Below are 23,917 nucleotides of genomic sequence, written 5' to 3' on the forward strand. Positions count from 1 at the left end.
GAGGCCTGTCTGCAAATGCACAGTGAATCCTGAAACACGTTCAGGAGGACAAATCAGGAGAATCGATTATCCTGCGGAAAACCCCTTGGCGGCATCCGCCCGGCGCTGCCGCGATTGCCGATCCAGTCGCCAAGTTCGGTCTCGGTGCGGGTACGGCCCGTATCGCCGCCCATGGCCCAGCTCAATCCTTCTTCCAGCGTGAAGGCAATCGCGTCTGAGAGCCCGCCATCCTTGTATTTCTGCAGCATGATGCCCTGCCCCCGCGCCATTTCGGGCAGCGCATCCAGTGCAAAGATCAGCAGTTTGCGATTCTCGCCGATCGCCGCGACATGATCCGCGCCCTCGGGGATCGCGCGGACGACGATGAGCTTCGCCCCGCCCTTCACATTCACGACAACCTTGCCCTTGCGGGTCGTGCTGACAATCTCTTCCGCATTGGCGACGAAGCCCTTGCCGGCGGAACTGGCGAGCAGCAGCCGGCCGCCCGGCTCCACCTTCAACAGCCCGGCAATTTCCGCGCCGTCCTCGATATCGACCATTGAGCGCACCGGTTCGCCAAAACCGCGCGCGCCGGGCAGCTTGTCCCCGCCCAGCGTATAGATACGGCCATCATCCACGGCGAGCAGCAGCTTGTCCGTGGTCTGGGCGTGGAAATCATAGGCGGGGCCGTCGCCTTCCTTATATTTCAGTTTGGCAAGACCGGCGGCGTCGATATGCCCCTTCATCGCCCGGATCCAGCCGCGCTCGGACATGACGACCGTGATCGGCTCTTTCTCGATCATCGCTTCGAGCGGGATTTCGCGCGCCGGGGCGGCTTCCTCAAGGAAAGTCCGGCGGCGGCCCAGTTCGGTATCGGCGCCATAGCGTTTGAGCAGACCCGCCAGATCCTTCTTCATCCGCGTTTTCTGGCGCGCTTTCGAGTTGATCAGCTTGTCCAGATCTTCCCGCTCGGCGAGCAAATCTTCGCGTTCCTGGCGAAGCTCCATCTCTTCCAGCTTGCGCAAATTGCGCAGCCGCATATTGAGAATGGCTTCGGCCTGACGGTCGTTCAGTTCGAACTCCGCCATCATCACTTTCTTCGGCTCATCCTCATAGCGGATGATTTCAATGATCCGGTCCAGGTTGAGGTAAGCGACGATATAGCCATCGAGCAGCTCGATCCGGTCGTCGATCTTGCCGAGGCGGAACTCGGACCGGCGGACCAACACGATAAACTGATGCTCGAGCCATTCGCCGAGTACTTCCTTGAGGCTCATCACACGCGGCGTGCGGTTGGCATCGAGAACGTTGAGATTAAGCGAGACGCGCGTCTCGAGATCCGTCAGCCGGAACAGCGAATCCATCAGCACATCAGGCTCGATCGTGCGGTTCTTCGGCTCCAGCACGATACGGATCTGCTCGTCGCTCTCATCACGCACATCGGCAAGGATCGGCAATTTCTTTTCAGCAATCAGAGAGGCGATGGCTTCGATCAGTTTCGACTTTGCCACCTGAAACGGGATTTCGGTGATCACGGCTTCCCATGCGCCGCGGCCCAGATCTTCCTGATGCCAGCGCGCGCGAACCCGGAAGGCACCGCGCCCGGTGCGGTAGGCTTCGGCAATCGCATCCTTGCTGTCGACGAGTATTCCGCCTGTTGGCAGGTCCGGCCCTTGCACGAAATCCATCAACTCGGCCTCTTCGGCCTTCGGATTCTCAATCAGGTGCGTCGCAGCGTCGATCAACTCGGCGGCGTTATGCGGCGGAATAGAGGTCGCCATGCCCACGGCGATGCCGCTAGAACCATTGGCGAGCAGGTTCGGGAACAGGCCCGGGAAAATCTCTGGCTCTTCCTCTTCGCCGTTATAGGTCGGGCGGAAATCGACGGTGCCTTCGTTCAGGCCGTCCATCAGGTCCATCGCAGCATGAGTCAGCCGCGCTTCGGTATAGCGCATGGCGGCCGCGTTATCGCCGTCGACATTGCCGAAATTGCCCTGCCCGTCGACCAGCGGGTAGCGCATGGCAAAAGGCTGGGCGAGCCGGACCATCGCATCATAAACACTCTGATCGCCATGCGGATGATATTTGCCGATCACATCGCCGACAACGCGCGCGCATTTCTTATAGCCATTGGCCGGATCAAGCTTAAGCAGCCGCATCGCCCAAAGGAGGCGGCGGTGAACAGGCTTCAGCCCGTCGCGCAGATCGGGCAGCGAGCGCGCCGTTATCGTCGACAGCGCATAGACGAGATACCGCTCGGAGATAGCCTCGTCGAACGGCGCATCGGCGATACGATCGAACGGGTCGTCTGAATCGGCAGGGTCGGCGGTATCGATAGTCATGGGCTGCGGATTAGCAGGGCCGCGCTAGGGCTGCGAGAGGGCTTTCCACAAAAATGGGAGGAAAATCCCAACCTTCGAATTCATCATCGAGGCTCAAAATGAAACCTCCCCGTGTCGCTATTCGCAGTTCGCGTTAAGCGGCCGAGGAGGCTGGGCGGGAAGCTATGGCTCCCGTCAATGTCGCCCGGGCATTTATCCCCGGGTGGTGCGACTCGCATAGCATATTTTCAGATCGATTGCAGCATCTGAGCCAGCTTGCACTAGCGGAAACCGTTTTTTGCCTAGCTGAACACCACGGTACGCGTGCCATTGACCAGCAGCCGGCGTTCGCCGACCCACTTCACGGCGCGCGCCAGAACCTGCGCCTCGATATCCCGGCCGATCCGGATCATATCGTCGACGCTGGCCCGGTGATCGACGCGCTCCACGGCCTGTTCGATGATCGGCCCTTCGTCGAGATCGGCCGTGACGAAATGCGCGGTCGCCCCGATCAGCTTTACCCCCCGCTCATAGGCGCGGTGATAGGGCCGCGCGCCTTTGAAACCCGGCAGGAAACTATGGTGGATATTGATGCACCGTCCGGCCAGTCGCTCAACCAGCTCGCCCGACAAGACCTGCATGTAGCGGGCCAGTACCAGGGTGCGCGCACCTGCATCCGCCATGATCGCCAGCATCTGCTGTTCCTGTGCCTCGCGATTGGCGTCGGTCACCGGCAGATGGTGAAAGGGCACGCCGTGCCATTCGGTGAGCGCCCGGCAGCTTTCATGGTTGGAAACGACACCCGCAATCTCGACCGGAAGCGCACCGGTTTTCCAGCGGTGCAGCAGATCGTTCAGGCAGTGACTGGCTTTCGAAACGGCAATGACGATCTTCGGATGAACGTCGCTCCGGCCCAGCCGCCAATCAAGGCCCTGGCGATCCGCGACTTCGCCGAACGCCGCTCTGAGCCGGTCGGTGCCGGCCGGGAATTTGGGCCCTGCATCCTTGAACTCGACCCGCATGAAAAAGCGGTTGGCTTCCAGGTCCGCATATTGCTGGCTATCGAGAATGAAGCCGTCATGCTCTGCCAGAAACCCCGTCACGGCAGCGACAATCCCCACCCGGTCTTCTGCCGTCAGCGTCAATATATGGCTTGCCATGATTATCCTGTGGGTTTTGCATTTCAAAGGGAGGCGAATGCCGTTCCTTTCGCCGAACCCTTTCAATTGCAAGCATTCATTCGTTCCAAACACACACAATTCGGCTGCCTCAGCTCCGATACCAGTCGGCATCGGGCAGCGTCACACCATCGCGCTCATTGTCCCAGATAATGTGCATGATCCACCAGCGGGCGCCGTCCCAGAACAGCTGGATCATGTTCATGCCGCGGAACATCAGGGTGCCATCTTCCTTCGCATCGCGCGCCTCATATTCGCTGAACGCCTGGGCGATATTGCCGAACTGGAACACCTTACGGTTGGTTTCGATCTCATAGAAATGCTGGTCGGCCAATAGCGGGATCGTCGCCTCGCGAAATTCGTCAACGGAAAAGGCGAAGTGGATCGGCGTACCGTCTTCGGCAACCCGGGTCCGCACAAGCCGTGCATCGGCGTGAAAGAGCTGGTCTTCCAGCTCCCAATCCTGGCCGCCCGGCGGTCCGGAGATCGCCGTGTAAATCCCCGAAATCACGGTATCCATATTGCTGAAATCCATAGTCCTTCCTCCTTTTTTCGCTTTCTATGCTCTGTTTAGCGCCCGCTATCGACCTCCCGGCGCGGATCGTCCGGATCGAGACGAATGATCGCATGCATTGGATGATTTTCCGCTTCTTCGATCAGCCAGTCGCGAAACATTTTTATCTTGGGCTGGTTGCGCTGAAGTTCCGGGCAGACGATCCATACGCTGGTGCGGCCGTAAATCGCCTTGCCGAGCTGGACGAGACGGCCATCGGCGAGCTCGTCCGCCCACAGGGCCGGGTCGAGGATCGCGATGCCCTGCCCCGCGATCGCCGCACTCCCCTCGATCATCTGGGAATCGAGCCGCACGGACGGCAGCGGCTTGGTATCGGTAATCCCGTGATGGGCCGACCAGTTGATCCACCAGCGATCGTCCGGGCTCAGGAGATGCGAGGCCATAATGCGCTGGGGGGTATCGAGCGGCCCATGGGCGGCGATAAATTCCGGGCTTGCCATGGGCGCATAATGCACGCGCATCAGGAACTGGTTGTGAAGGCCCGGCCATCCGCCCCTGCCGATGCGGATCGCCACATCGACATCGTCCCGCGCGAAATCGGCGAGCCCGTCATTCACGTCCAGCCGGACAGCGAGATTGGCCTGGTTGAGCTGGAAATTGCCGAGCCGCATCGCCAGCCAGCGATTTGAGAAGGTCCCGTAGCTGCTGATTGTGAGCTGGCTGTCATCGGCTTCGCGCATCCGCGCCACCGCGTCGCTGAGCAAGTCGAACGCGGCCGTGGCCTTGGTCGCAAGCGGGACGGCCGTGTCGAGCAGCGCGACGCGCCCACGTTCACGCAAGAACAAAGGGGCTTCCAGCCAGCGCTCCAATAACTTTATCTGATAGCTGACTGCCGCCTGGGTCATGCCGAGCTCTTCGGCCGCATTGGTGAAATTCTGGTGTCTGGCAGCCGCCTCGAACACCCGGATCGCCGACAAGGGAGGCAGTGTGCGCATAACATAGATATAAGCTCTCCTTATGCTTTGTGTCGAGCATTTAGTTGGCGGCTTCCGGCGATGTCACCTATCTCCGCACCATCACTGAGCGATTGACCGAAGGAGACAGACGATGCGCGATGAATTTGATTCCCGGATCTGGAACGCCGATCACGACAGCGTCGGCATCATGCTGAAGAAGATTGCCGAAGACGGCGCGAACGGCCTGACAGGCACACGCCATGCATTGATGCGCAACGCCCGCAATGTCGGCTTCCATGGCACCGCCATGCTTGCCGCAGCGATGGTGAGCGGAACCACGATCCTCGCGGCAGTCGGACCGGCAACCGGCGCCTGAACCTGAATGCCCCCATCCGACAGGGTCATCGCGATGCGGTGGCCCTGTCGGCCCTCGGGCTATCTGCTCCGTACGGGCTAGGCTTCATCGGTGGGATCATCGGACGCTTCACAGGCCCGCCCGCTCCCGCCATCACTATCGCCAAAGCCTCTTGCGGCATCGAAAGCGGCGCGGATTGCCAGGGCGAGTTCCTGCCGCGTGAATGGCTTTTGAAGCTTTGCTATCCCATGCTCTTCGACAATCGCGGATTTTTCACCGATCGTATCGAAACCGCTGACCAACACGAATTTCAGGTCCGGAACGGCCGCCAGAGCGCGCTCAGCCAGCTGATACCCGTTTATGCCGGGCATGACGATATCCGACAGGACGACGCGAATGCCCGGATTGCCGGAGAGCTTGTCGAGCGCCTCCTGGCCGCCGGGAGCATGGATCACCGAATAGCCGAGCTCGCGCAATAGCTCGACGGTCATCGCGAGCACCTGCTCCTCATCGTCGACCACCAGGATCATCTCCTGTGAGATTCCGCCCGGAATATCGACACGGGATGCGTCCGGCTGCTCGGCAGCATCTTCCCCGCGATCCTCGCCGACGAAGCGCGGAAGGAAGATCGTGATCGCCGTTCCCTCACCCTCGGCAGATTCGATTGCAAGGTCCCCGCCAGACTGACGGACGAAACCGAACACCTGGCTCAGCCCCAGCCCCGTTCCTTTTCCGACTTCTTTCGTCGTAAAAAACGGATCGAGCGCCTTCGCCTGAACCTCTGGAGACATACCGCTGCCGGTATCGCGGACGGTAATGGCGACGAATTCATCCATCACCCCGGCTTGCGAACCGCCGGAGATCTCCCGCACATCGTTCGACGTGACAATGGTCAGCATGTCCCCGTCTTCCATCGCGTCCCGGGCATTGATCGCGAGATTGAGGACGGCGTTTTCCAGTTGTCCTGCATCCGCAAGGGTCGGCCAGATGTCTGCGGAAAGTTCCGTCCGCACATCGACCTGCTTGCCGATCGTTCGCGCCAACAGCTCTTTCATCCCGGTGATCAGCGCATTCGGATCCACCCGGCTCGGCGACAAAGGCTGCTGCCGGGAAAATGCGAGAAGCCGCTGGGTCAGCGCAGCAGCCCGCTCCGCACCCAGTTTCGCCTGATCGATGAATTTCAACAGCGTTTCTGGGTTTTGTAACCGCCGCTTCGCCATTTCGAGATTACCAACAACAATCGCCAGCATATTGTTGAAATCATGCGCGATGCCGCCCGTCAGCTGACCAACAGACTCCACGCGCTGCATCTGGCGGACGGTGGACTCCGCCTTTTCACGCGCCGTAACTTCGTCACGAAGGCGAGTGTTGGTCGCCTGGAGTTCGGCGGTGCGGCTTTTCACCTGCCGGTCGACCCGCTCGGCCGCGCGGACTTGCTGAAACAGCAGCAATGCCAGCGTCAGCGTGATCAACCCGCCGACGAGCCCCACTATCCAGGGTAGCGCCGAATTGATCCCCGATGCGAAACCCGGAAGCGCAACCACTTCAATATACCATTGCCGCCCGCCGACATTGATCGTCTCGACGGTCCGATTGATCGCATCGTCCGGTGCTGCGGCGGAACGATAAAGGAGATTGTCCTGCGACGGCGCGCCATCGTAGATGCTTATCGAAACATCGGCACGATCGTCCTGTGGAAATAATGAATCGAACAGATCATAGGCGCGAAGCGGGCTGTAGACCCAGCCGTAATGCTCCTCCCGCCCAGCACCGCCGGCATTGCGATAGAGCGCCGAATAAACGAGAAACCCAGGCTGCTTCTCGGGATCGATCTCCTGGACCAGCTGTACCTTGCCGCTCACCGTCGTTCGTCCCGTACGCGCTGCTTCTTCCATTGCAGTACGGCGGGTTTCCTCGCTCATCATGTCGAAACCGATGGCTTCCATATTCATTTCGTTACGCGGTTCGAGAAAGAGGATCGTCGAATAGACGTCCCGGTCGCCTTCCGGCCAGGCTTCAACCTGCACCATTCTGCCGGGGTCGAGCTGGCTGGCCAGCCGCTCCAGCGCGACACGTTCAGCGCGTGTTACCGAAAACCCGATTCCAAGCACGCCCGAATAATTGCGCTCCAGATCGAGCCGGTCGATATAGGCGCCAAACTCGTCGACGGTGATCGCTTCTGAGGCAGCGAAAAACCCAGCGGTGCCGCGCAGCAGCGTCAACTGGGTTTCAATCTGATTTTCGACCGCTCCGACAATTGCTTCAGCCGAACTGGCAAAACGATCGCCAACCCGGGCATCATTTGTTCGCGATAGTTGAATTGCAATCAATAACGATGCCGAAAGACCGAGCAACAAACCGCCGACAACCAATATCCTTTGAATACTCATCTTCAATTTACAGCCCCGACCTCTCGCTATTCGTTTCTTTTTATCGTCGCCTGAGAGCTTAACGGACAAGTTCTTCACCGGCGACCATGTGGCGAAGGGCTTCTGTGCATGAAGCGGATTTTCGTTCCCGGGCCTACACGCCGTGCACAATTGCGCGCCTTCCCATACTCGGCTATATGGTTTCGCCCCGCCTCGGTCCGCGCGTTATCCACCGCGTCCGGGGCGTGTTTCTTTTTCACGGAGTGTGAGCGATGACCCGCCGCCGTCAGATATACGAAGGCAAGGCCAAGATCCTCTATGAGGGGCCGGAACCCGGAACGATCATCCAGTATTTCAAGGATGACGCGACCGCATTCAACAATCAGAAAAAGGGCACGATCAACGGCAAGGGCGTGCTCAACAACCGCATTTCCGAGCATATCTACACGCGCCTCGGCCATATCGGCATCCCGCATCACTTCATCCGGCGGCTCAACATGCGCGAGCAACTTGTTCGTCAGGTCGAGATCGTTCCTATCGAAGTGATCATCCGCAATGTCGCCGCCGGCACCCTGGCGAAGCGGCTCGGCCTGGAAGAGGGCACCCCCCTTCCCCGGGCGCTGGTCGAATATTGCTACAAGGACGATGCACTGGGCGATCCGCTGGTCGGCGAGGATCATATCGAGTGCTTCGGCTGGGCCAGCAACGAAGAGATGCGCGACATCACCGAAATGGCGTTCCGCATCAACGATTTCATGTGCGGCCTGTTTTCCGCCATCAACATCCGCCTCGTCGACTTCAAACTCGAGTTTGGCCGGGTGTGGGAAAATGAATATCCACGGCTGCTACTCGCCGACGAGATCAGCCCCGATGGCTGCCGCTTGTGGGATATGGAATCCGACGAGAAACTCGACAAGGATCGGTTCCGCCGCGATCTCGGCGGAGAGGTCGAAGCCTATCAGGAAGTCGCCCGGCGCTTCGGACTGTTGCCGGAAGGCGCTGAAAACGAGGTGCTCGATCTGGAGCAGCACCGGAAGAAACGCGGGAAATAGCAGCCGGAATAGGACCGGAAAACAGGTGCTTACCGGCCAATCTTGTTGCCGCAGATAATCCCGAAGACAAAGGTAGCGACAAGCGCCAACTTCACCATGCCCTCGGGATCGCGATAGCCTAGCAGCTCCCCGCCAAAGGCGAACAGCGCGATAAACATACCCAACGCCAGTACGACCATGGCAACGGCTCCCAAAAACAACCTCTTGTCGCCGCGCGCGGAATGCGGGCGCCGACAGTCTGACGATACGGGCATTGAGATTCGGTAAACGGCGTATAAACACTTTGGCAGCCTTGCCACGTCTGGGCCTGTTCTTCCCGCTCCGCCAGCGCCCGCGAAACCGCGCTTGCACAGGCTGTGCTGGCTACCCCCTTGCCACGGGACGGCGATGGCAGCATAGAGCGCGCGACTCTGGCCCTGCGGGGAGATGCAAACCATGAAAACACGTATCCATGTTACCTTGAAAAATGGGGTCCTCGATCCCCAGGGCAAGGCCATTCATCACGCGCTGGAATCGCTGGGCTTTGAGGGCGTCAACGATGTCCGCCAGGGCAAGCTGATTGAACTCGATCTAGACGACTCCGTGTCCGACGCGGATATCGAGGCGATGTGCCGCAAGCTGCTCGCCAATATGGTTATCGAGAATTTCGAGATCGAGAGAGAGGCCGCCTGATGAAGAGCGCAGTCATCGTCTTTCCCGGATCCAATTGCGACCGCGATATGGCGGTGGCGCTTGAGCAGGCGACCGGTGCAAAACCGCATATGGTCTGGCACAGGGAAACCGAACTGCCGGACGGTATCGGGCTGATCGCGCTACCCGGCGGCTTTTCCTATGGCGACTATCTGCGCTCCGGCGCGATCGGCGCCAATTCTCCTATCATGCGCGAAGTGAAGGCGGCTGCCGATCGCGGCGTTGCCGTTCTGGGCGTCTGCAACGGCTTCCAGCTGCTGACCGAGGCGGGCCTGCTGCCCGGCGCACTGCTCCGCAATGCCGGCATTGATTTCATCTGCCGCGATGTCGCGCTGAAAGTCGCATCGAGCCAGACCGCGTTCACCAGCGGTTACCAATCCGATGAGACGATCACCATTCCCGTCGCGCATCATGACGGGAATTATTTCGCCGATAACGATACGCTCGACCGGATCGAAGGCGAAGGCCATGTCGCTTTCCGCTATGACGAAAGCGTCAACGGATCGGCGCGCAATATCGCCGGAATCGTCAACGCGGCCGGCAATGTTCTCGGCATGATGCCCCACCCCGAACGCATGATCGAACCCGCCCATGGCGGTTCCGATGGCAAGCGGCTGTTCGACGGGCTGGTCCAAGCGCTGGGTTAAGGATTGCCGACAGGCACCTGCTGAGGAACTAACGCATCTCGGTCCGTGTGAATCGCGCCAGCAGCATGATCACGGTCGGCCAGAACAGCGTATTCCAGATGTCGTGCCAGTTGCCTGCATAGACCTGCGTCGCACCGATCACTTCGGTATCGTAAATGTCCCAGACCTCGCCCAGTATCGCAGCCAGCAGGACGGCGCACCATGGCCGGATATCGCTCAGCGGCAGCCGGAAGGTCAGCGCGGTCCCGAAAAACACGATCAGCCCGACATAGATGTGCAGCGCATCCCTGGAGAGGCCGACCGTATCGAGCAGCAGGATTTTCGTCTCCTGAAAGACGCTCATCAGACAGCCGTCTTGAACGGCGTGAAACCCGTATGCGCGTCATACACGTCCAGCCCCTCTCGCCGCTTGAGCCAGCCGACTGCGGCATAAGTTACCGGCGTCAGCAGAGCCTCCCAGGCAACCTTGAGCATCCAGTTGGTAATCATGACAGTGACGACGAGCCTGTTGTCCCACACGCCCCAAAAGGCGAGTGGGTAGAAAATCAGGCTGTCTATGCCCTGGCCGAAAATCGTCGAGCTGATCGTCCGCGACCAGAGATGCCGGCCCCGGGTCCACACTTTCATGCGCGCCATGACATAGCTGTTGACGAACTCGCCCGCCCAGAAAGCGACGATCGAGGCGAACACGATCCGCGGAACCTGCCCGAACACCTGCTCATAGGCGTCCTGCCCGGCCCAGTTGCCGTCGGGCGGCATGGCAACGACGACCGCGGCCATTATCGCCATGAACAGCATCGCGACAAAGCCGGCCCAGATGCACCGCCGCGCCCGGGCATAGCCATAAACCTCGGTCAGCACGTCGCCTATCACATAGGAAAGCGGGAAGAAGAGAATACCGGCGCCGAACGCATAGGCGCCGATCACGGGCAGATCGACATTGGCGACCTTGCCAGCGCCGATCACATTGGAAAGGAGCAGAATGACGACAAAGGCCACCATCACGAAATCGAAATAGCGCATCCGCCGGTTGCCCAGCACGGAAGCGTCGATTTTCTCGATTGGTGTGTCGCTCATGCCCCTCCCCCTGCCCCAACTCCGCCTTGCAATCCAGCCGAAATTGGCGTGAAAGTCGCGCGATGTATTCGATTTTCACATCCATGAAGGTGTTCAGCGACCCATGGGTCGGCCATCCCGGACTGAACCGGCTGGGCATGCATCGCAAACGGCTGAAAGCGGCGCAGGCGATATCGCGGTTCCGCCGCGCGCAGACCGTCCACCGCTATGACAGGGATGAGCAGCACCTGCTCGACCAGGGCTTTGTCGCGATCGAGAATTTCCTGCCCGCCGACGAGTTCGATGCCCTGCGCGCGGAGTGCCATGCCTCGGTCGACGCCGCAAAGGCCATCACCCCGCTGCCCGCAAAACCGGAAGTATGGGGCTTTGGCGACAGCGACCGGCATGACTGGGGTTTCGACCGGTTCGACGGCAGCACCCTCAACCGCTTCATCAGACCCGGCCCACTCGCCGCCGCCTTTCCGCGCAACCGGCGCTTCAAGCGCCTCGCCCGCATCGTAACCGGCAAGACGATGGCGGCGCGCCGCAACTGGATTTACCAGACGGTCAATGGCGACGACACCGAGATCCCGGACCAGCAACGCGAATTCCATCGCGACACCTTTTTCAACTGCATGAAATACTGGTTCTTCATCGATCCCGTGCGCGAGGAAGATGGCCCGTTCGTCTATGTGCCCGGCAGCCACAAGCTGACCCCAGAACGCATCGCCTGGGAAGAGAAAAAAGCCGAGGCGGCGGTGGAGGCGCGCCTGCAGCAGAATCGCCGGGGTATGACCGGCTCCTTCCGCATCGAGAGAGAGGAGCTGGCCGCGCTCGGCCTGCCGCCACCGCAAAGCTATCCCGTGCCCGGCAACACGCTCGTCGTCGCCAATGTCTTCGGCTTTCACCGCCGCGGCGATGCCGTTCCCGGGACGGACCGGCTGTCGCTATACGGCAATCACCGACCACAGCCTTTTATTCCGCTCGGCAGCTAGCTACAGGGATGCAGCGCGCGCCCGTAGCTCAGCTGGATAGAGCGCGAGACTTCTAATCTTGAGGTCGCAGGTTCGACTCCTGCCGGGCGCGCCAACTCAATTGTGCATTTCGGGTTTCCCTGTTTTGTGGGAAACTACTGGGAAAATTTTGAATTTTGGTGAGTTTCTCGTGTTTCCACTTGCCGAGAGCCCTCACGATTCAAGGGTTTCTCGGTCATATTCCCTATGCTGCATAACAGGGTAAATTACTCGGGTGAACAGGGAATAACGTGAGCAAACCAGGGAATTGTAGGAACCGTTCGGGTTTGCATGCTTATTTCCAGCCCTCATGCTTCAGCTTTCTTCTCAACCGAGAGTGCCGTGGAGGAGGAAATCACGATAAGAACGCAATCATGAAAACGGCGGCCCTAAAAGACGCCCTTAATCTGCACGCACCCTCACTACGCGTGCAAGCTCAAACTCCCATTTGTCATAGGCCTTTTGAAGTTCTGGTTGGTACGAGTGCAATAGATAAGTCTGAGTTAGCACATTTCCAGGGCTGTGGTTCAGCATTCGTTTTACGACCGTTTCTGAGACACCTAGACGCACCATATGCGTCGCCACGGATCGCCTGAGATCATGAAAACGCCAGTCCTGGATCGCTCCTCCGACACCAGGCAGGATGCTTTCAATCTTCCTTTTTCCCTTGCTGTAAGCGCTGACGTGAGTTGTTCCATCATTGGAAAACACAAAGTTTCCGCGGCGAGGAACATCAACCAGAAGCTGCAACATCATTGGTGAGAGTGGCACGATATGCGCGCGCCTGCCTTTGTTTTCGCTAGATTGTCGCCACACCTTGATTGCGAGGTTAACTTCATTCCATGTCATTGCTGCAACCTCGGATCTCCGTTGTCCAGTTAAGATCAGCCCTTGTACAAAACACCCGAATGGATAACCGACTATCATGGCAGCTGAAAACACTCGGCCTATTTCCTCCATTTCAAGCACTCGGCACCGCGGTATTTCTCTGCGCGGCTTGGAAACTCCGGCCACAGGAGAGGCCACTATCCAATCCCGAGAGCAAGCATATTGGAAGATGGTTTTGAGTAGAGCCAAAATTCGGTTCGGGAGCACGCTTCCATCCAAATTATCAAGAAGTTCGTGGACGTCGGAACGATGTATCTTTGAAATGGGCCGTTTGCCCCAATACGGGAGCACGTGCATTTCTAGCTGACGGCGCTGCTGCCGCCAGCTTCTATTATTCTTCTCCGCGACCATTGATAGCCAAGTATCTGCAACACTTTCAAAACTTGGTCTCATATTATTTTCTATATCAAATAATCTGCTAATAATTCCACCAAAAATCATTACGGTACTCCGATTATATCTAATTTTGAATGTTAAACTCCAAATCCATTTCAATTATTAAATTAATATTGAATTTTGTATTAAAATATATTGATATTAATAATAACAAATCAGCTAAAAGCCTTATATGGAATGACAGAAATAAATACGTTCATTGAAAACAAGGACGCCCAACTTTTTAGACTTCGTGGACAAATAACGCGCAGCGCTTGATTGATGCGAGAACGACGAAGTCGATACTGGATACTATAGCTTTGCGGCAGCGGAGAACGGCCATCTGTCACACAGCAATGCTGAGTTCTCGCAGCAAGTCCAGTCTGGATGTCGGCTTTCAATCTCTAGCGGATGTTATGTGATCATGGGGTCTCGATGTTGCCACAATGAAGACGGTGGAGGTGCCGACAACGTTCGCCTCCGACCCATAGCGGACATTGAGTGCCGATCGACCAGATGTCCGTTTTGCGCCCCAAAATCGACCGTTCTCAAAACCGATCGCTAATCCTGGAAGCTGACCTTTAGCGGTTCGCGGCTTACTTGAGATCGCAATTGAGCAGCGCGGGCAGGAATGCGCCTTAACCATACAGATACGCCTCCAATGTTGATTTCGCTTCGACGCGTTTCCTGAGTCTGATCAAACACTCCATATGCGGCGATACCTCGCCTTGGGCAAATATGCTCGCCGCAGTGCTGCTACTGGCGGGTGATCGGGCCAAAGAAGCTATGCCTCCAGATATGAGCGGAGAGAAACGATAATGTTGGTCGACTGTCGTTAGCGAGCGTAGCGGAAGTAGCTTCCGCTGTTAGGTCGTTAGCAGACGGTCCGCTTCGCATTTTCGGCGTTGCGCTAGCAAATGACCGAGATTGGTGGAAAGCGAGCATTGACTGGACGCTGTCCGAAAGCCGGCTGCTGGTGCTAAGCTGACAATAGATCAGGCAAGTCTAAACCTCTGCAAAAGGTGGAAAGCAAGTGTCGAAGAAAACTGCAATTTTTGAGGACAATCCGATCACGTCCAGTGTTGATCTGTCGACCGGAAAGGCGCCCACGCCTTATCTGGTTCATGATGGCCAGGCGCTTCTGGTTTTTGGGTCGGTTGACGGCGATGCATTGCAGTCAAACCTTGCTGACGAAGCGATCCACCCGGTTGCCACATTCAGGGGCCGGATGGCAGCAGGCTTCATCCTTGCCGATTTCCACGAAGCAAGCATGGGGCCGCATTGTGAGCTTCAGTTTTTCGTTCTGACGAGCGACGATGCAGACCGGAGCATTGGCGCATCACCTTTTGCACTCCCCTTGGCCATGGCGACACGACCCAAATGGGCAACCGTGTGTATGCGCCTCTGGAACAATACGAGGCCGGTAATCGCGTACAATAATGAGTATCTTGGCCTGAATGCGGAATATGGCGAATTTGATCTGTTCAAAGGCGATTCACCCAAGGGTTTAGAGTTTGCAGTGACGGGCAACAGGGGCGAGCCCATTGTCACTGGAAGCGTTCGGCGCAGGCGTAGCACTGCAATGTCAGCTATGTGGCAAATGGCGAAACTGGCCGGACTGCGCCGTTTTTTGGCCCTCGGCGCGGCTCCCTTTGTTAGCGGCCATGTCGTTAACAGGGTCGGTTCCGTAATGCCCTTCAATCGCAGGGCACAGATTTTCACAATGTCTGATCACAATGTTGTAAGGCCGTGGTCTGACACAGCCGACACAATTCAGATCCATGAGCCGGAAATCCACGCTCTGGGTTTTCGTGCTGTGAGCGTGCAGCATCTTTGGCCATTCCGATTTGTCTATCGCCATCCTGATGACGGCATCAGAGGATTGTAAGGCCTGACCGGATCAGAGTGAAGTCTTCAATCCGCTATGGGTCGTAAGCGGAATGCCCGCTTTTGGCATGTCGACCGCTGAAACCGGACTGTCAGCAACCGGCACCGACCCAGTCGTAGGCGCTGCGCCGATAACCGCATGTTGTGGGCCCAAAACTTTGAAACGTTCATTCAACATTCGATTGCGCGTTTCGGTTCATTCCAAGTCAGGCCTCCCGCATCTCGCTATAAGAAGTCGCATACGCTTATTTTTGGCACGGTTTGCAGAGGAAACCTCAATCGGCATCTCAAATTCGCGGGAGATTATATCAGAAACCACTCGGTCGTCGCAATCTACCCGCAATGAAAAAATTTGCCTGGAACGAACAAATATCGCTGCTGCCGATCGAATAGGTATAAAAATACGTCTGTGGCAACCGATCTGTGCGACGGTGACTGCTTTAGCAATTGCCTCAATCGGTTAATTCGCTATTCCGCGTTATCTGCTAGGCAGCTAAATTGCGACCAAAACGGAGAACCGGTACGGATGGCGTTTGAGATGCAAAATACGATTAATGTGTACGTTGCGGGATGTTTCGCAGAGCAAGATCGCTGGAACGATCTCATTTGCCGTTTGGCTTGGCACCTCTCGCCATATCTCGACAAGATCGGTGTAATCAAAATCCAAGCAAAAGAAAAAGATATCGAGGATATAAATGTTCCGGATAATCTGGATACTCATATTCAACAGCATATTGACGCACTGAAGGCAAAAATCAGTCTTACGTCCGAAGAAACCTTGCGGTCGAACCTCAATTCGGTTGATCCTAGGAAGCACCTGTTTTTGTTGGCAGACGAGGGGTCGTTTTCGGCTTTTGCAGATGAATCGAGACGATTCTCAGGGAACCAGCGTTTTTTTAGAATCGATCCACAGAACGTTCGGATGGAAGGATCGTTCTACCTTTGGGCGACGCTACATGCTTTTCGAGATGAGAAGGCTGAAGCGGAGAAGTTCTCAAAGAAATTTGCCGAAATGGCAGATGACATTGGGGAGCATGACAAGTCATACGTTTTCGGAACCGGTCCATCCCTCAGTAAATTCGTAGATGAAAACGATTTTGCAGATGGTTTGACGATTGTCGCAAATTCGATCGTAATGAACGATGACATACTGGACAAACTTGCTCCGCGTATCATTGCCGCAGGAGACCCGATATTCCACGCAGGATGCTCAAATTATGCTGCCGCGTTCAGAACAGCTTTGGTCAAGGCAATGGACAAGACGGAAGCGTGGTTAGTCTGCCCGCTTCGCGATGTTCAGATCTATTTGACCTATCTGCCGCAACATGTTCACGATCGCATCGTTGGGATTCCCTTCGACGCGCAAATGGTGCCGCCGTCCGATCTCACAGAGAACTTCAGGCTGAAGCCATATGGAAATATCCTGACCCTAATGCTTCTACCGCTTGCCTCGACCTTTTCGCGAAATATCCATATTGCCGGATGCGATGGACGTCCGGTTTCTCAAAATTCGGCATTCTGGGCACATGACAAAAAGGCGCAATTTGTAGACAAGATGGATGACATTAAGACCACTCATCCTGCTTTCTTCGCTATCGACTATAATGACTATTATCTAGAACATAACCGAAATTTGGAAACGGTTTTGAGCGCTTTGGAAAGTGACGGTCGCACCTGCGTTAACGAAACACAATCATATCTACCCGCGTTGTTTGCGCGGAACGGGACAGATCTTTTGCGGGCCGAAGACCAAGAAGGGCAATGCTATCTGCCTGAGACCGTCGCCATTATCGATCCCGATGCAAAGGGAGAATGGGGACACTTTCTTTCCTATGATCGTCGACTGGGCGAAGTGGCAGAAAATGCTGGATTGGATTTCTATATCCTTTGCAGGAAGGAACTTTCAAACTTGGCGGGAGAAAAAAAGGATCAGATCATTCCCGTTTTCTCGCGGCACAGCTGGACGTTGGGCAACAAGTGGCCAGACGTAAAGACGGAAGATCTCGATGCGTTCGCGACAGAGATAGAGCAGGGTATTCGCGAGCTGGAAAGAAAAGTGTCAGGCGACATCCTGCTCTTCATGTACTGCGGTTCAATCGAAGTAGCGGATATCCTTGAGCACGTTCTGGTTAGCCATCCTCGCGTGAGGGCGGTGATCAACCTCTTTTGGGCCTATGGGTTCGATATTACCGATCCAGCCTATACCAATCAATGGCGGTCACTGATTCAGCGGCTGGCGAAGGGCACGGGCAGAGTGCGAATCATGCATTCCACTCAGCAGATCACCGCCGACTATTTTGTCGACTATTCTATTGAGATTCCGGTCCTGCCGCACCCGTCAACCACTTTTGGCGATGTCGCGGCGCAGCGATTGGCTTCGGACTCAGAGCGCTGGTTAAGACGCGATAGACCCGCTCGGATACTATTCCCCGGCGGTGCGAGGCCCGAAAAGGGCTATGCCATCGGCGCGAAGGCTTGCGAAATACTCGATCGGGGAGATCGGATGGAAGTGTCCTTTCGCGCAAGAAAAGCAGAAAACACACCTGGCGCGATGCTAGCCGTGCTCGATGCGTTGAAATCGACGAATACGATCCTTGTCGAGGAAGACTTCGAGAATGATGATTTCGTTTCATGGCTGAAATCTGCCGATGTAATCGTTGTGCCATACCTTCCGGAGGCGTTTTCGAATCGAACGTCGGGAATGCTCGTTGATGCTATGTTGCTGGGGATTCCAGTTGTGGCCGTCCAAGGGACGTGGCTTGCCGATGAAATTGTCCGGCACGGCACAGGCGTCGCGGTTCGCCCGACGGGCCAGGCCTTGGCTGAGGGGGTCCAATGGGTTCTGGAGAGATATTCGGACTTCGCATCTGCGACTCGGAACGCGGCAATGGGATATCTCCGCGATTCTACGTGGACCAAGTTACTTCAGGTCGTTCTTGATCAACACGGGGTGAATGCAGAAGCAGGCGAAAATCAAGGACCTGCTGTCGCGATCACTTCAATCGAAACCACGTCTCTTTGGAATCCCACAGAAGCATGTGACGTGAAAATCGAATTGGCCGAGAATTCGGGAGCTTTACTGCTCTGTTATGAAGACCCCATTCTGATGTTGTCGCGTGTCATCGAGGCAGATAGCGATCACAAGGCGTTTCTTGCGAGATGGCGGCTTTGGGCTTCTGAAATGTTAGATGTCGTTCGAAAGAACCGCGACAGATTGATTCTCGTCGAGCTTGAAAATGTTCAGCAAGATCCGAATCTCTATCGTGTTGCGTTTGCTGAAAAATCGATCCAACTTCCTAATTTTGATGGCGATTCGACATCGGTCCCTTGTGCGGCCAGCATTGCTCTGGCACGTATCGTGCTTGAGCGCGATGCGGTCGCTCATTGCCTTTTCCAGGAGATGCAGGCGAGCGCATTACGTCCCGCAAATATACAAGTACCATCCGATTTAACCATTCAGGAGATTGCAGCACAGTATAGAGAAATCAAAAGTCGGCTCAAGGCGGCCGATTCATTGCGTGGTGCGTTGCAAGTTCAGAACGAGAAGCAGAAACTGCAGACTGAAGAAATTTCTGTTTTACGAGAGAATATCAAAGAGCGGGAAACGCTGATATCCGAAATTCGGCAATCAGGATCTTGGCGCGCTACGGCGCCGCTGCGATGGATCAAAGCCAACTTGTTGCCCGAACGGCAAGCCTAATGTCATCCATGAGCTTTCGGGTACCCCTTGGTCTGCGACTGCCAGTCGAGAATATTTTGTACGTCGGAGTAGGTGACGGCCGCGAAGTCGAAAAGTTACGCTCGGTCGATGCGCGGTCGATTACTTTGGTCGAAGCGGATTTCCAACACGCATTGAGGCTTGCCGATCTGGCCGATGATACTGTTCGCATTGTTTTACGTGCCGTTTCAGCTGATGTCACCCTGCGGACGTTTCACCGGCTTTCTTTCTCTGGCCTTAGCAGTTTGCGATCCCCGACAGGACTGCTCGACGTGTATCCCGGCCTCCGAACGACGGCGACAATTCCGATGAAACCCTTGGATCCAGCCGAACTTTGCGAGAGTCTAGAGCTGAATCAGGACGCTGAGAACTGGTTAATCCTTGATGCTCCAGGTGAAGCAGTCGGCATTCTGGAAAGATTGCGCGCCGCAGAGTTGCTCAATTGCTTCTCCGCGGTCCAGCTTCGCAATGGGTATCGCGAACTATATGCTGGTGAAGGTTTGATCAAAGATGGCGAAGCGATTTTGAAAGAAGCCGGATACGAGGTTTCGATTAGGCCTGACAGTGACCCCTACCGTCCGTTTCTCGAGGCTACTATTGACCGCGAAAAGAAACGGTTATTGGCCGAGATTGGCAGATTGAGAACGAAGATAACTGCGGCAAATACTCGCGATTCGGAATTGCAAGCCGCCCTTTCCGCAGCAAAATCGGGCCATGAGGAAGTAAAGGCCCGCATTACCGAGCTGAAAGCCAACAGTGAGACGTTACGCAACCGCGTATCGGAACTGGATTCCGCCCGAACCGATTCACAATCAGCGATCGCCAAACAGGTTGATCGAATTGCGGAGCTTGAAGCTGATCGTGAAGCCTTGAATGAGCGCATATCAGCACTGGATTCCGCTTTAGCTGATGCGCAATCAGCGAGTACCAAACAGGTTGATCGAATTGCGGAGCTTGAAGCTGATCGTGAAGCCTTGAATGAGCGCATATCGAAGCTCGACATCGCTCTAGCTGATGCTCAATCGAAAAATGCGAAACAAGCTGAAGATCGAGAAAAATATGAGTCTGAAATGTCGGAACAACTGGCCGCTGCCGATCGAGTACGGCTCGCATCCTTAAATGATCTGAAGTACCTCCAATCGAAGTATGAAAACGTCCGCATAGAAAAAGACGAGCAAAACGAACTTTTGGCGATGGTGGCAGATCAATTGGAAAGATTGGTTGAGGGAAATCCTATCTCAGATAAGTCGAAACAAGAGGACAACGGAAAATCGACGTCGCCGAAAAGCTCAAAGGCGAAGAAAGGGCGTCAAATTTGACCTTCACGGATGCACAGAAATTCCACTTTAAGATTCTGCGAGGTTTGTTGTCACCCTACGCGGGACAGGAAGTCAAATCACAAGACGCATCCAGATCAATTGTTGACCTACTTTCCGATTGCCAAAAGCTCAGAGCCCAAAATGGCTTTCAGAGAGCTCGATTGCGTACGATTCATCATTTCGCCGGCACAGGTGGGACACTGATTAGCCGTGCAATCGCAGCGCAACCAAACATTATCCTACTGAGCGAGGTCGATCCATTTAGCTCTTTAGACAAGAAAGCAGGGCTTTTTCGACCGACAGACATAGTCGCACTCGGCGATATAGGTGTGCGGGCATATCAACGGAGCGGGGCTGGAGCCGTGTTTCTAGCCGGGCTTGAGGTGTTTCGGAAACAGCTGCGGATGGCAGGTCAAACGCTCATTTTACGCGATCACACACATTCTCATTTCTGCACGGAAAATGATATAGGTTCACGGCCAGTGATGAAAAATCTCCTGCGTGGAAAATTTGAAGTAAGGAGCGTGATTACGGTCCGGCATCCCCTCGATTCATTCCTGTCGATTATGCGACAAAATTGGATTCATTTCGAACCAAAAACGCTGGAGGAGTATGCGAGGCGTTACCATGCATTCCTTGATGCCTACGCGGAGAGTCCAGTTTTCCGATATGAGGATTTTGTGGCGCGTCCCAGCGAAATTTTAGCAAAGATCGCTTCGTTCTATGAGATTTCGATTGCGTCCAACTGGCAGGAGATTATGCAGGGCGTCGTTCTTTCTGGCGATAGCGGGCGGAGAGGCGATGTGATCCAGGGAAGGCCTCGTCAAGAGATCCCCGATAGCTTGAAGTCGCAAGAGTGCGAGAGTCCCAGTTATTCGACGTTGTGCGAACGGCTGGATTATGATCCAAATTTCGCGGCTGCTGCTAACGCCCCTCTCGAATGCTGACGACAATCTGACGTCAACCAAATCTTCTCAGCGCAATCGGCTTCAGGGAGAGCATGCTCAAACATCAAAATAGAAAAAATTGTCTGTGCGGTTGAAGCTGACGGATCCAACAGTCGGAGAGCTTTCGAGACTATAGGACGCCCGCATCGTCGCCTGGCTCCGCCATCATGCAGATTGACTGGCACAGTTTTCAACCAGCCCGGGTAGGAGCGCTACCAGGGGACCCAATATGAAGGGATAAAGGCCAGATTGGGAGCCCGAACTACTGGCGCGCCCTGTGCTCGATGAAAGCGCCGTGTAACGAACAGCCGAATTGCGGCGCAAAGTGCACAGGGTGAAACCTTCTATAAGATTTGAGATTTGGATTTGTGCTGTGCCGTTTTGAAAATCGGGCTAACGCTATATGGCTTAGCGTTCCAAAGATTTCGTCGCTAAAATTGGCTCGAACGAATGGGTCGAAGCAAGGTTGAGAAGGAGCAGAAAATGAAATTGATGGTGTACGCGAACTGCCAAGCCGGTCCCGTATCAAGCTTGCTCGGATTGGCGAATTCCGATCTCGAGATCATTCGCTGTCCGGCGGTTCATACTCTCACTAGTTCGGACATTCCTAGGATACAGCAACTCGTAGAAGCATGCGACGTCATTGTGCATCAGCCAATTAGCGACAATTTTGGTCCTCTCGCGACCGAGATGCTGAAGAATGAGTATCCAACCAAAACGTTTGTTTCTTTTCCGTCCATTTATTTCCGCGGATTGTTTCCTTATCTTTCCTATTTGAGGGTGCCAGATGCTGGGACATTGACTGGCCCATTCTCCGAGTATCATGACCTCCGAATTGTGGCCGCATTTCTCGCCGGCCTGAGCATAGAAGAGACGACCATCATCCTAAGTCAAGGTGACGGCGATCATCGACCGTTCTTCGAGGCATGTCTATCCGAGTCGAGATCGAAGGAAGCGACCACAGACATCAAGGTCATGGATATCGTGAAAGACCGGCTGCGTGGCGGAGATCCGTTTTTCACCTATAATCATCCACCAAATTCAGTACTTTGGCATGTCGCTGAACAAGTGCTGAAGATCCTTGAACTTCCAATTAGAGAGCAGTTTTCAGTTCCAAAAATGCAGTATCTCGGAGAAAATCGCGCAGCGATTCCTAACAGTTTGCTGAGGGATCTGAATGTCCAAGTTAGACGGCCGAATTATATGACTAATGGCGAAGTTTTTGAGCATGAAAAACTAGTTGCCGAATACTTCATCGTTTACAAAAATTTTGAAGATTTTTTGGCAATCTGCAGATCAAATAGAAAAAGGTTCCCGGAAAATTTAAATATTGATGAAATGATCGAGAGATATAGGGACTACAAGACCAATACAAATCCTCAAAGTACCAAAACGATTGCAGTAGATAAAAGAAAAAGGAGTTCAAATATGTATATTAGTTCATTGATTTCCGACATAAGAGTTCCGTGCTTTTCAGAAATATTGCCGAAATATCGTGCGCTCAGACCTGACTGTAGTGTTTTGATCGATGGTGGTGCAGGGTTGGGGGAAACCGCGAAAAAAATGTTTCATAGGACCGAGATGGGTGATGTGCGTGTGGTGGCCTACGAGCCCAACGCCAACAATGTAGAAGAATTTATATATACACACGACGATCTAACGCTCGTACCAAGCGCTCTGGGTGATTCGAACGGGACGGCCTCTTTTCTGATTACCGACACGACGAAAAAGTCAATCCGAACATCGTTTCTGAAGACAGGAACGAGCTTTGTTGGCAAGCTTGAGACTTCAAATGATCAAAGTGCGCCCGGTGATCGATATGAGGTACCGGTAGTGCGCATGGACGATAGTCTTGCAGAACTGAACATCAACGAAGCACATTTCGTCAAATTGGACCTTCAAGGTGGTGAACTGCCAGCCTTGAAGGGCATGGGAGATCTGCTCGAAACTGTCCATTGGATGTGGATTGAGTATGGTGGCCAACCTGGCTTACTTGAGTTTCTGGATCAACGAGGTTTCGTCCTGTTCGATACAGAGTATCTATTCGTTGGTCAGCACAATGACCTGACTTTGGAGCTTTTTGATGTTTCCCGGTCAGGAACTAATTCGATTGGGAAACAGATATTCCATGGTCATAGAAAGCACATTTGGAACGATTATCAGCGAGGATTTGCTTTCGCTCAGAAGCACAGACGGATGATTCAGACAGATATCGCTGCGGTGTCGCCTAGAGCGCTTTCGTCATTCGTCGACGCAGCTTTTGCGTGGTCGCAGAAAGTAGAATATGATCGATTTAGCATTCCTCGAAGACTATTTTAGTTCGATCGAGTGAGTCTTTTGGAATAGCCCACCGATAGCGTTGAAATCTTGGCGGCGGGGCTATGATCAATCAGTAGAGGGAGATCGTTTGCGATGAAGTGGCGCACGGCCGAGCGATCAGTGCGACGCGAGCGCGTCTTAATAGGTATGCCCGCATTCGGTCAGTATCGTCGCTGCTTTGCGTATGCAGCATTTTCTCTATTGTTCCGGACCGGCTTTGCCTTCGCCAACCAACCTTTATTGCGCGGCAGGGCTGTAATCCGGCGACAATTGCCCCGGCCACCGTGCAAAGAGAGGTCGGTAATCTCCGTTGTCAGCGGCTTCTCCTCTGTCT

General features: G+C 55.0%; 19 protein-coding genes and 1 tRNA gene. 11 read left to right on the top strand and 9 right to left on the bottom strand.

Features of this window, described 5'->3' with window-relative positions:
- Positions 1 to 53 precede the first annotated feature (53 nt).
- The 4 genes from parC to DFR46_RS05840 form a co-directional block, all read right to left on the bottom strand.
- The gene (gene parC / locus DFR46_RS05825; RefSeq protein WP_116235591.1) at positions 54 to 2,321 is read right to left on the bottom strand and encodes a DNA topoisomerase IV subunit A; all 2,268 of its coding nucleotides are present in this window, start codon (positions 2,319 to 2,321) and stop codon (positions 54 to 56) included.
- 281 nt (positions 2,322 to 2,602) lie between these two features.
- Positions 2,603 to 3,460: a formyltetrahydrofolate deformylase gene (gene purU / locus DFR46_RS05830; protein ID WP_116235592.1), complete on the bottom strand. Its 858-nt coding sequence runs from the start codon at positions 3,458 to 3,460 to the stop codon at positions 2,603 to 2,605.
- Between the two features lie 109 nt (positions 3,461 to 3,569).
- Positions 3,570 to 4,013 carry a hypothetical protein gene (locus DFR46_RS05835; RefSeq protein ID WP_116235593.1) on the bottom strand — a complete coding sequence of 148 codons (444 nt, stop codon included), beginning with the start codon at positions 4,011 to 4,013 and terminating at the stop codon, positions 3,570 to 3,572.
- Between the two features lie 35 nt (positions 4,014 to 4,048).
- Positions 4,049 to 4,987: a LysR substrate-binding domain-containing protein gene (locus DFR46_RS05840; RefSeq protein WP_211306378.1), complete on the bottom strand. Its 939-nt coding sequence runs from the start codon at positions 4,985 to 4,987 to the stop codon at positions 4,049 to 4,051.
- 112 nt (positions 4,988 to 5,099) lie between these two features.
- Here DFR46_RS05840 and DFR46_RS05845 point away from each other — a divergent pair, with 112 nt between their 5' ends.
- Positions 5,100 to 5,324: a hypothetical protein gene (locus DFR46_RS05845; RefSeq protein ID WP_116235594.1), complete on the top strand. Its 225-nt coding sequence runs from the start codon at positions 5,100 to 5,102 to the stop codon at positions 5,322 to 5,324.
- Between the two features lie 77 nt (positions 5,325 to 5,401).
- Here DFR46_RS05845 and DFR46_RS05850 read toward each other — a convergent pair whose 3' ends face one another.
- The gene (locus DFR46_RS05850; protein WP_116235595.1) at positions 5,402 to 7,693 is read right to left on the bottom strand and encodes a CHASE domain-containing protein; all 2,292 of its coding nucleotides are present in this window, start codon (positions 7,691 to 7,693) and stop codon (positions 5,402 to 5,404) included.
- Between the two features lie 251 nt (positions 7,694 to 7,944).
- Here DFR46_RS05850 and purC point away from each other — a divergent pair, with 251 nt between their 5' ends.
- Complete coding sequence (gene purC / locus DFR46_RS05855) at positions 7,945 to 8,724, top strand: phosphoribosylaminoimidazolesuccinocarboxamide synthase (RefSeq protein ID WP_116235596.1); 780 nt, start codon at positions 7,945 to 7,947, stop codon at positions 8,722 to 8,724.
- Between the two features lie 29 nt (positions 8,725 to 8,753).
- On the opposite strand, the gene DFR46_RS14790 is transcribed toward purC, so the two are convergent.
- Positions 8,754 to 8,918: a hypothetical protein gene (locus DFR46_RS14790; protein ID WP_211306468.1), complete on the bottom strand. Its 165-nt coding sequence runs from the start codon at positions 8,916 to 8,918 to the stop codon at positions 8,754 to 8,756.
- A 241-nt stretch (positions 8,919 to 9,159) separates the two neighbouring features.
- Here DFR46_RS14790 and purS point away from each other — a divergent pair, with 241 nt between their 5' ends.
- Positions 9,160 to 9,396: a phosphoribosylformylglycinamidine synthase subunit PurS gene (gene purS, locus DFR46_RS05865; protein WP_116235598.1), complete on the top strand. Its 237-nt coding sequence runs from the start codon at positions 9,160 to 9,162 to the stop codon at positions 9,394 to 9,396.
- Positions 9,396 to 10,061, top strand: coding sequence for a phosphoribosylformylglycinamidine synthase subunit PurQ (gene purQ, locus DFR46_RS05870; RefSeq protein WP_116235599.1), 666 nt, complete (start codon positions 9,396 to 9,398; stop codon positions 10,059 to 10,061). The genes purS and purQ overlap by 1 nt, the downstream gene beginning before the upstream one ends.
- Positions 10,062 to 10,089: 28 nt before the next feature.
- Here purQ and DFR46_RS05875 read toward each other — a convergent pair whose 3' ends face one another.
- Together DFR46_RS05875 and DFR46_RS05880 are read right to left on the bottom strand one after the other, a co-directional pair.
- A complete protein-coding gene (locus DFR46_RS05875) occupies positions 10,090 to 10,404 on the bottom strand; it encodes a hypothetical protein (RefSeq protein ID WP_116235600.1) in 315 nt (104 codons plus the stop codon).
- Positions 10,404 to 11,138 carry a queuosine precursor transporter gene (locus DFR46_RS05880; RefSeq protein WP_116235601.1) on the bottom strand — a complete coding sequence of 245 codons (735 nt, stop codon included), beginning with the start codon at positions 11,136 to 11,138 and terminating at the stop codon, positions 10,404 to 10,406. The genes DFR46_RS05875 and DFR46_RS05880 overlap by 1 nt, the downstream gene beginning before the upstream one ends.
- Before the next feature lie 62 nt (positions 11,139 to 11,200).
- Between DFR46_RS05880 and DFR46_RS05885 the strand changes: the two genes are divergently transcribed.
- Both DFR46_RS05885 and DFR46_RS05890 read left to right on the top strand, forming a co-directional pair.
- Complete coding sequence (locus DFR46_RS05885) at positions 11,201 to 12,112, top strand: phytanoyl-CoA dioxygenase family protein (RefSeq protein ID WP_116235602.1); 912 nt, start codon at positions 11,201 to 11,203, stop codon at positions 12,110 to 12,112.
- A gap of 17 nt (positions 12,113 to 12,129) precedes the next feature.
- Positions 12,130 to 12,206: transfer RNA gene (locus tag DFR46_RS05890), tRNA-Arg, on the top strand.
- A 326-nt stretch (positions 12,207 to 12,532) separates the two neighbouring features.
- Here DFR46_RS05890 and DFR46_RS05895 read toward each other — a convergent pair.
- Positions 12,533 to 13,459 carry a tyrosine-type recombinase/integrase gene (locus DFR46_RS05895; RefSeq protein ID WP_116235603.1) on the bottom strand — a complete coding sequence of 309 codons (927 nt, stop codon included), beginning with the start codon at positions 13,457 to 13,459 and terminating at the stop codon, positions 12,533 to 12,535.
- A gap of 967 nt (positions 13,460 to 14,426) precedes the next feature.
- On the opposite strand from DFR46_RS05895, the gene DFR46_RS05900 reads away from it, so the two are divergent.
- From DFR46_RS05900 to DFR46_RS05920, 5 genes are all read left to right on the top strand, one after another.
- Positions 14,427 to 15,281: a hypothetical protein gene (locus DFR46_RS05900; RefSeq protein WP_116235604.1), complete on the top strand. Its 855-nt coding sequence runs from the start codon at positions 14,427 to 14,429 to the stop codon at positions 15,279 to 15,281.
- A gap of 525 nt (positions 15,282 to 15,806) precedes the next feature.
- The gene (locus DFR46_RS05905) at positions 15,807 to 18,980 is read left to right on the top strand and encodes a glycosyltransferase (RefSeq protein ID WP_116235605.1); all 3,174 of its coding nucleotides are present in this window, start codon (positions 15,807 to 15,809) and stop codon (positions 18,978 to 18,980) included.
- Positions 18,980 to 20,317 carry a coiled-coil domain-containing protein gene (locus DFR46_RS05910; protein WP_116235606.1) on the top strand — a complete coding sequence of 446 codons (1,338 nt, stop codon included), beginning with the start codon at positions 18,980 to 18,982 and terminating at the stop codon, positions 20,315 to 20,317. The genes DFR46_RS05905 and DFR46_RS05910 overlap by 1 nt, the downstream gene beginning before the upstream one ends.
- Positions 20,314 to 21,264 carry a sulfotransferase family protein gene (locus DFR46_RS05915; protein WP_116235607.1) on the top strand — a complete coding sequence of 317 codons (951 nt, stop codon included), beginning with the start codon at positions 20,314 to 20,316 and terminating at the stop codon, positions 21,262 to 21,264. The genes DFR46_RS05910 and DFR46_RS05915 overlap by 4 nt, the downstream gene beginning before the upstream one ends.
- 483 nt (positions 21,265 to 21,747) lie before the next feature.
- Entirely contained in the window at positions 21,748 to 23,583 is a 1,836-nt protein-coding gene (locus DFR46_RS05920) for a WcbI family polysaccharide biosynthesis putative acetyltransferase (RefSeq protein ID WP_162843404.1), read from the top strand.
- Positions 23,584 to 23,917 lie beyond the last annotated feature (334 nt).

Source organism: Parasphingopyxis lamellibrachiae, assembly GCF_003385775.1.
Classification (GTDB): domain Bacteria; phylum Pseudomonadota; class Alphaproteobacteria; order Sphingomonadales; family Sphingomonadaceae; genus Parasphingopyxis; species Parasphingopyxis lamellibrachiae.

What these genes read in the sequence shown, in the direction of transcription:
- parC (WP_116235591.1), bottom strand. Translation starts at nt 2,321, where the DNA reads ATGACTATCGATACCGCCGACCCTGCCGATTCAGACGACCCGTTCGAT.
- purU (WP_116235592.1), bottom strand. Translation starts at nt 3,460, where the DNA reads ATGGCAAGCCATATATTGACGCTGACGGCAGAAGACCGGGTGGGGATT.
- DFR46_RS05835 (WP_116235593.1), bottom strand. Translation starts at nt 4,013, where the DNA reads ATGGATTTCAGCAATATGGATACCGTGATTTCGGGGATTTACACGGCG.
- DFR46_RS05840 (WP_211306378.1), bottom strand. Translation starts at nt 4,987, where the DNA reads ATGCGCACACTGCCTCCCTTGTCGGCGATCCGGGTGTTCGAGGCGGCT.
- DFR46_RS05845 (WP_116235594.1), top strand. Translation starts at nt 5,100, where the DNA reads ATGCGCGATGAATTTGATTCCCGGATCTGGAACGCCGATCACGACAGC.
- DFR46_RS05850 (WP_116235595.1), bottom strand. Translation starts at nt 7,693, where the DNA reads ATGAGTATTCAAAGGATATTGGTTGTCGGCGGTTTGTTGCTCGGTCTT.
- purC (WP_116235596.1), top strand. Translation starts at nt 7,945, where the DNA reads ATGACCCGCCGCCGTCAGATATACGAAGGCAAGGCCAAGATCCTCTAT.
- purS (WP_116235598.1), top strand. Translation starts at nt 9,160, where the DNA reads ATGAAAACACGTATCCATGTTACCTTGAAAAATGGGGTCCTCGATCCC.
- purQ (WP_116235599.1), top strand. Translation starts at nt 9,396, where the DNA reads ATGAAGAGCGCAGTCATCGTCTTTCCCGGATCCAATTGCGACCGCGAT.
- DFR46_RS05875 (WP_116235600.1), bottom strand. Translation starts at nt 10,404, where the DNA reads ATGAGCGTCTTTCAGGAGACGAAAATCCTGCTGCTCGATACGGTCGGC.
- DFR46_RS05880 (WP_116235601.1), bottom strand. Translation starts at nt 11,138, where the DNA reads ATGAGCGACACACCAATCGAGAAAATCGACGCTTCCGTGCTGGGCAAC.
- DFR46_RS05885 (WP_116235602.1), top strand. Translation starts at nt 11,201, where the DNA reads ATGTATTCGATTTTCACATCCATGAAGGTGTTCAGCGACCCATGGGTC.
- DFR46_RS05895 (WP_116235603.1), bottom strand. Translation starts at nt 13,459, where the DNA reads ATGATTTTTGGTGGAATTATTAGCAGATTATTTGATATAGAAAATAAT.
- DFR46_RS05905 (WP_116235605.1), top strand. Translation starts at nt 15,807, where the DNA reads ATGGCGTTTGAGATGCAAAATACGATTAATGTGTACGTTGCGGGATGT.
- DFR46_RS05910 (WP_116235606.1), top strand. Translation starts at nt 18,980, where the DNA reads ATGTCATCCATGAGCTTTCGGGTACCCCTTGGTCTGCGACTGCCAGTC.
- DFR46_RS05920 (WP_162843404.1), top strand. Translation starts at nt 21,748, where the DNA reads ATGAAATTGATGGTGTACGCGAACTGCCAAGCCGGTCCCGTATCAAGC.